6 protein-coding genes are annotated in these 7,822 nt (G+C 67.0%); all 6 read left to right on the plus strand.

Annotation, left to right across the window (positions count from 1 at the left end; translation table 11 throughout):
• On the plus strand, positions 1-889 hold an 889-nt coding region (locus AC5P8F_RS20515; RefSeq protein ID WP_495228906.1), incomplete at its 5' end, for a methyl-accepting chemotaxis protein.
• 160 nt (positions 890-1,049) lie between these two features.
• Positions 1,050-1,823, plus strand: a complete 774-nt coding sequence (locus tag AC5P8F_RS20520) for a flagellar brake protein (RefSeq protein WP_046430424.1) — start codon at positions 1,050-1,052, stop codon at positions 1,821-1,823.
• A 183-nt stretch (positions 1,824-2,006) separates the two neighbouring features.
• Entirely contained in the window at positions 2,007-2,498 is a 492-nt protein-coding gene (locus AC5P8F_RS20525; RefSeq protein ID WP_014647021.1) for a chemotaxis protein CheW, read from the plus strand.
• A gap of 135 nt (positions 2,499-2,633) precedes the next feature.
• Positions 2,634-3,017: a hypothetical protein gene (locus AC5P8F_RS20530; protein ID WP_014647020.1), complete on the plus strand. Its 384-nt coding sequence runs from the start codon at positions 2,634-2,636 to the stop codon at positions 3,015-3,017.
• Between the two features lie 101 nt (positions 3,018-3,118).
• Positions 3,119-5,494 (plus strand): methyl-accepting chemotaxis protein, encoded by a 2,376-nt coding sequence (locus AC5P8F_RS20535; RefSeq protein ID WP_075076502.1) that lies wholly within the window; start codon positions 3,119-3,121, stop codon positions 5,492-5,494.
• Positions 5,495-6,304: 810 nt separating this feature from the next.
• Positions 6,305-7,822 (plus strand): cache domain-containing protein (locus tag AC5P8F_RS20540; protein WP_495228909.1); only part of this gene is annotated, 1,518 nt, incomplete at its 3' end.

The raw sequence follows: 7,822 nt of genomic DNA on the forward strand, positions 1-7,822 counted from the left end.
CATCACCCTGGCCGCCGGCGAGATCGCCTCCGGCAACAGCGACCTGTCGCGCCGCACCGAGCAGCAGGCCGCCAACCTGGAAGAAACCGCCGCCTCGATGGAGGAACTGACCTCCACCGTGCGCCAGAACGCCGAGCACGCCCGCCAGGCCAACCAGCTCGCCATCGGTGCGCACGGTGTCGCCTCGCAGGGCGGTGACGTGGTCGGCCAGGTGGTCACCACCATGTCGGCCATCGAAGCCTCGTCGAAGAAGATCGCCGAGATCATCTCGGTCATCGACGGAATTGCCTTCCAGACCAACATCCTGGCACTGAACGCCGCAGTGGAAGCCGCGCGTGCCGGCGAACAGGGCCGCGGCTTTGCCGTGGTCGCCAGCGAAGTGCGTACCCTCGCCCAGCGCTCGGCCGCGGCCGCCAAGGAGATCAAGGGCCTGATCGACGATTCGGTCGGCAAGGTTGCCGAAGGCTCCAGCCTGGTCCACCAGGCCGGCAGCACCATGGGCGAGATCGTCGCCTCGGTGCAGCGCGTGACCGACATCATGGCCGAGATCTCCGCCGCCTCGCAGGAACAGAGCGCAGGCATCGAGCAGGTCAACCAGACCGTGGTGCAGATGGACGAGACCACCCAGCAGAACGCCGCGCTGGTGGAAGAAGCCACCGCCGCCGCACGTGCCATGGAAGACCAGGCCGTGCAGCTGGGTGAAGCCGTCGCCCGCTTCCGGCTGGCATCGCAGGGCACGGCGGCCATCCCGTCACGCCCGCTGGCCGCACCGGTACCGCGACAGCTCGCAGTCGCCGCGCCTGCGGCAAAGCCGGCCCCGGCACGTGCGCTGCGCACGGCAACGGCCCAGCCGGCGCTGGCCACGGACGGCGACTGGCAGGAATTCTGACAGAAGCACGGGGTCAGATCCCTTTCCCGCGGGAAAGGGATCTGACCCTTTACGCATGGAAAGTGATGCAAATCCCACTTCATAATCCGGGGCAGACGCCGATATCCCCATCGAGCCTCGCGCCAACGCGTGCTGGCGCCCGCCCCTGACCGTAGATTCCATGTCCGACGGCAACGACACTGCAGTGCATGATGTCCACGCGGCCGATGCCGCGGACGAACGATTCCTGGTCCGCAACCCGCGCCAGCTGCGCCAGCTGCTGCGCTCGCTGATCGACCAGCGATCGCTGATCAATGCCCATATCGACGGCCGCGACCGTTCCTTCCCGACCGCCCTGCTCGACCTCGACGAGGACGAGGACTTCCTGCTGCTCGATGGCAGCCCGCAGGAAGCCTCCAACCGCGCCGCCGAGCAGGCCGATCACCTGCTGTGCTTCGCCCAGCTCGAACGCGTGCTGGTACGGTTCCGGCTGCACGAACTGCAGCGCGTGGACAACGACGGCCATGTGGCCTTCCGTGCGCCGCTGCCTGACGAACTGGTGCACCTGCAGCGCCGCGAGCTGTACCGGCTGGAGACGCCGGTCACCGACTCACCCCACCTGCTGCTGCCGCCTGGCGAAGCGCGCGCCGAAGCCCTGTCGATGCGCGTAGTGGACATCAGCGGTGGCGGCCTGGCCGTGGTGGTGCCCAATGACTGCGCGGTGTTTGGTCTGCAGAAGCGCTATCCGGCGCGGCTGTCGCTGCCGGACGGCCCCGACCTGGATATCGAACTGGTGGTCTGCAACCTGCTGCCGCAGCGTCAGCCCAATGGCATCGAGGTCAAGCGCGTGGGGATGCGCTTTGAATGCCTGCCACGCGGCGCCGACAGCGCCATCCAGCGCTACATCTTCCGCATCGACCGCCAGCGCAAGGCCCGCCGCAACGGCGAGCTCTGAGGCCGTCCGACCGGTAGTGCCGGCCGCCGGCCGGCAACCCTGGAACGCGTGCCGGGGTCAGATCCCTTTTCCCTGAAAAGGGATCTGACCCCATCCACGGCACTGCCCGGCACCTAAAGTCCCCCCCGGCGGGGCCGATATCGAGCCTGACACCGGGACTTCCGGCAGAACCAGGACCCCTCGATGAACGACAAGACCAGCTCCGCCGCCAGCGCCGGTGGCGAATTTCTCAGCTTCACCCTTGGTGATGAGCACTACGGCGTGGACATCCTCAAGGTGCAGGAAATCCGCGGCTACGACGCCGTCACCCGCGTGCCGGACGCCCCGGACTACATCAAGGGCGTGATCAACCTGCGCGGCACCATCGTCCCGGTCATCGACCTGCGCCTGAAGCTGCGCCTGGACAACGCCCGCTACGATGCCTTCACCGTGATGATCGTGCTGAACGTGGAAGACCGCGTGGTCGGCATCGTCGTCGACAGCGTCTCCGACGTGATCCCGCTGTCGGCCGAGCAGATCCGCCCGACCCCGGAATTCGGCGCCGCCGTCGACACCCGCTTCATCTCCGGCATCGGTACCCACGACGATCGCATGCTGATCCTACTGGACATCGAGACCCTGCTCGACAGCGCCGACATGGGCCAGGCCAACCTCGCCGAAGACGTCGCTGCCTGAGCAACCGGAACTGCTTCACGTTCCAGTCACAAAACCCTTCAGTTCCCTTCGGCGGTGCCGATAGGGGGACAGAAGCCGGTCGCGCAGGAGCGCGCAGGACCGGCCCGATCGTTACCATCCCCGGAGATACCCTCGATGAAGTCCCTGTTTGCGTTCGTCTCGGCCGCTGTCCTGGCCACCACCGCCGCCTCCGCTTTCGCCCAGTCGGCCGACATGATCCCGCCGGAAATGGCGCCGCGTTCGGTCGGCAAGGACGGCATGGTCTGTGGCAAGGTCGAAAAGGCCCGTTACGCAGAAGGCTCCGAAGGCCAGCCGACCTTCCTGTACATGGGCGGCGCCTTCCCGCGCCACACCTTCTCGGCGCGCATCGCCGGCGAGAACCGCGGCAAGTTCTCCTTCCCGCTGGAAACCCTGGAAGGCAAGACCGTCTGCGTGATCGGCAAGATCCAGCGCGACGCCTCGCGCGCGGAAATCGAAGTCAGCTCGCCGGCTGGGCTGAAGCTGGCCAACATCAAGTAATCCGCTGTTCGTCGGACCACGCCGGGCCTGGTCCTGGCGTGGTTTCTGCTGCAACCGGGCCCGATGCCCGGGCGCGTCTGCCTTAGGAGCTCGCAACGCCCATGCCGTGGATCAACAACCTGAAACTGATGCCGAAACTGCTGCTGACCTTCGGCGTCCTCCTGCTGGTGATGCTGCTGCAGGGCATCGTCGCCTATCGCGGCCTGCATTCGCTGAACAACGTGACCACCGAGCTGGCCGGTTCACGCATGGAGAGCATCCGCATGGCCGGCGAGATGCGCGGCATGCTGGGCGAGTACCGTAATGCCGCCTACCAGCAGCTGATCCGCGCCAGCGATGACGTCAAGTCCGATGCGCGCAAGCAGGGCGTCGACCTGCGCGCCAGCATGGACAAGTCGATCAAGGAGTATCCGAAGCTGGTCGACAACCCGCAGCAGAAGAAGCTGTTCGACGCCTTCGCCAAGGAATGGAAGGACGCCCTGGCATCCTATGACAGCGTCACCGAGATGCTGGAACTGGACCTGCCGGACGACGCCATCGATACCTTCGTCGGCGAAACCCGCACCAAGCACCGCAAGGCCGCCTCCGCGCTGGAGGCGCTGATCGCCGAAGACAACCGCCTCGCCCGCGCCTCGCGCGAAGAGGCCGCATCCACCTACTCCGCCTCGGCCGTGCTGACCGTGATCGCCCTGCTGGGCGGCGCCGCGCTCGGCCTGGTGCTGGTGTGGCTGTTTGCCCGCGCCCTGGTCGGCAGCGTGCGTGGCGCCGTCTCGGTGGCCAACGACGTGGCCGGCGGCAAGCTCGATGGCCACATCGACGTCAGCCGCCAGGATGAAGTGGGCGAACTGATGCAGGCCATGCAGCGCATGCAGCGCGACCTGCGCGAGCGCATCGAGACCGACCAGGCCATCGCCCGCGAGAACCTGCGCATCCGTACCGCGCTGGACTACAGCTCGACCGGCGTCTACCTGACCGACACCAGCAACACCATCGTCTACAGCAACCGCGCCCTGCAGCAGACCCTGAGCCAGTACCAGGACGAACTGCGCCGCGACCTGCCGGACTTCGATGCGCAGGCTTCGCTGATCGGCAAGCCGGTCACCGTGCTCGAACACCGCGGCGAGATGGACCAGACCCTGCTGGGCAACCTGAAGGCACACGGCGTCGCCCGTCGCCCGATGCAGTACGGCGATGCCCAGTTCGCCCAGGTGGTCTCGACCATCCGCAATGAAGGCGGCGACACCGTCGGCTACGTGGTGGAATGGCGCGACCGTACCCAGGAAGCGCAGGTCGAAGCCGAAGTGGCCCGCGTGATCGCCCAGGCCGCCGCTGGCGACCTGTCCGGCCGCATCGATGCCAGCGACAAGGAAGGTTTCTTCCTGCAGCTGGCCCAGCAGATCAACGGCCTGCTGGACGCCAACGCCGGCAGCATCGAGCAGATCTCCGGCCTGCTGGCCGCGCTGTCGCAGGGCGACCTGACCGTGCGCATGCACGGCGATTACCAGGGCGTGTTCGCCCGCATGCGCGACGACGCCAACGCCACCGCCGCGCAGCTGAGCGAGATCGTCACCCGCATCAAGCAGTCCAGCCGCGCGATCAGTTCGGCGGCCGGCGAGATTGCTTCGGGCAACAGCGACCTGTCGCGCCGCACCGAACAGCAGGCCGCCAACCTGGAGGAAACCGCTGCCTCGATGGAGGAACTGACCTCCACCGTGCGCCAGAACGCCGAGCACGCACGCCAGGCCAACCAGCTCGCCATCGGCGCGCACGGTGTCGCCTCGCAGGGCGGTGACGTGGTCGGCCAGGTGGTCACCACCATGTCGGCCATCGAAGCCTCGTCGAAGAAGATCGCCGAGATCATCTCGGTCATCGACGGCATTGCCTTCCAGACCAACATCCTGGCGCTGAACGCCGCAGTGGAAGCCGCCCGTGCCGGCGAACAGGGCCGCGGCTTCGCCGTGGTCGCCAGCGAAGTGCGCACCCTCGCGCAGCGCTCGGCCGCGGCCGCCAAGGAGATCAAGGGCCTGATCGACGACTCGGTCGGCAAGGTCAACGACGGCTCGGCGCTGGTGCACAAGGCCGGCGCGACCATGGGCGAGATCGTCGCCTCGGTGCAGCGTGTGACTGACATCATGGCCGAGATCTCTGCCGCCTCGCAGGAACAGAGTGCCGGCATCGAGCAGGTCAACCAGACCGTGGTGCAGATGGACGAAACCACGCAGCAGAACGCCGCGCTGGTGGAAGAAGCCACCGCCGCCGCACGTGCGATGGAAGAACAGGCCGGCCACCTCAGCGAGGCCGTGTCGATCTTCGTGGTGGACGAAGCTGAGGTCGTCGCCGCCCCGCGCGTCACCGCCCCGGCGCCGCGCGCCGCTGCACCGGCTGCCCCGGCCCCGGCTGCCCCGCCGGCCCGCCGCACGGCGGGTGGTCGCCCGATGGCCACCGAACTGGCCGACGGGGACTGGCAGGAGTTCTGATGCCTGCCTGACCTGAGTTACGAGAACGCCCTGGCCCTGTGCTGGGGCGTTTTTGTTTACGGGGTATCTGATTATCCAGCCAACGGCGAAGCCCCTCGGGGTGGTCGCTGAGAGCGGCGGACTTCCTTCGTTTGGGCCGGGAGGATGGGTTGGGCAGGGGACGCTGCAAGTACGTCTCTGTAAGCTCGATCGCCGCTTGCACGTGTGCACTGTCCTGCGCACACGGCAAGACCGGGGTTGGGCGTCCTGCCCAACCCGCCCGAGGCATGCCTCGACCCCATGCGGCTCACGCCCCTGCGCAACCCACCCTCCCGGCCACGGACACTTCCCGTGCGCGTCCACCCCGGATTGAAGAAAGAAGAGCAAAAGACAAAAGCCAGGTCACTTCCGGGGTCAGATCCGTTTTCCGCAGGAAAACGGATCTGACCGCTCTTTCCACCTGGAAACCCAATGCTCTTGCCGTCCGCCGAAGTGAAGCCCTGGCGGGCCGGGTCGGGGTGGGCAGGCAGGACCGTTGGCGCCATGGATGGCGCCATCGAGCCCCCATGGATGGGTTCACGGCGTGTCCTGCCTGCCCATCCCGACCCGGCCAACCCGTAGCTACCGATCGCCATGACCTGCCGTTGCCGTTGCCGTTGCTTCAAAAGCCTGCCGCAGGCAGCGCCGCAGCCGCCGCTGCAAGGAAACCTGAATACGTTCGGACACCGCACCTCAATCCCCCGCCCGCGCGGCCGATAACGGGGTTGTCACGGCGTATCCCGCCGCTGACCGGCACGGCGCCGCCCGCCCGCTTCGACCTGGTCCTGCTCGATGAATCTCCTGCATCGCTGGCAACACTACTTCCGCAATCTTTCCGTCCGGCGCAAGCTCAACCTGCTGACGCTGCTCATCGCGCTCGGCGTGATCGCGCTCTCGGTGATCGCCGCCCGCATGCAGTACCTGGACCTGACCGAAACCCGCAAGAGCGCGCTGAAGACCCAGGTCGAACTGAGCTACGGCATCCTGCTGCACTACCACCGCCTGGCCGGTACCGGCGAGCTCAGCGAAGAGGCCGCCAAGAGCGCCGCGCTGCAGGCGCTGGAGGTCATGCGCGCCGGGAACGATACCTACTACTTCAACATCTACGACACCGGCTACCGCCTGCTGATGCACCCGTTCCGCAAGGACCTGGTCGGCAAGGACATGAAGGACTTCCGTACCGACGACGGCGTACGGATCTACTACGACCAGGTCGAAGCGGCTCGCGCCGGCGGCGGCTTCGTCAACTACCGCTGGGCCAAGCCGGGCAGCAAGGGCGAGGTCGAGAAGGTCGCCTATGCCGGCCTGTTCGCGCCCTGGAACTGGGTGGTCAGCAGCGGCGTCTACATGGACGACGTGCAGAAACAGGCGCTGGTGTTCACCGCCATCATGGCGGTCTCTGGTGGCGTACTGGTGCTGATCGTGCTGGCCCTGAGCTGGGTCATCGGCAACCGCATCGCCGTGCCGCTGAAGCAGGCCACCGCCGTGGCCGAAGGCATCGCCGGCGGCAAGCTGGACAGCCACATCGGCCCGCAGCCGCACGACGAAACCGGCCGCCTGCTGGAGGCCATGGCCGGCATGCAGCAGCAGCTGCATGCAGTCATCACCGGCCAGCGCGAAATGGCGCGCCGTCACGACGGTGGCGAACTGAGCTACCGCATCGACGCCAGCGCCTTCCCCGGCGAGTACGGGCTGATGGTGCAGGAAACCAACGCCCTGGTCGGCGGCCACCTGCAGACCCTGCACGACGTGCTGGACGTGGTGCAGCAGTACGCGGTTGGCGATCTCAGCCGCGACATTGCACGCTACCCGGGTGAAAAGGCCGCGATGACAACCACCGTCGATACGGTCAAGGCCAACCTCGGCCGCATCAATGCCGAGATCAAGCAGCTGGCCAGCGCCGCCGCCGCCGGCGACTTCAGCCTCCGTGGCGATGCGCAGCGCTTCGATCACGATTTCCGCCTGATGCTGGAGAACCTCAACGCGATGATGGCGGTCAGCGATGACAACCTCGGCAAGCTCTCGCAGCTGCTGTCGGCCATCGCCGAAGGTGACCTGACCGCACGCATGCACGGTGATTACCAGGGCGTGTTCGCACGCATGCGCGACGATGCCAACACCACCGTTGCACAGCTGACCCAGATCGTCGGCCAGATCCAGGCCAGCGCGTCCAGCATCACCCTGGCCGCCGGCGAGATCGCCTCCGGCAACAGCGACCTGTCGCGCCGCACCGAGCAGCAGGCCGCCAACCTGGAAGAAACCGCCGCCTCGATGGAGGAACTGACCTCCACCGTGCGCCAGAACGCCGAG

It is taken from the genome of Stenotrophomonas sp. YJH_SMC_69 (genome assembly GCF_059370495.1).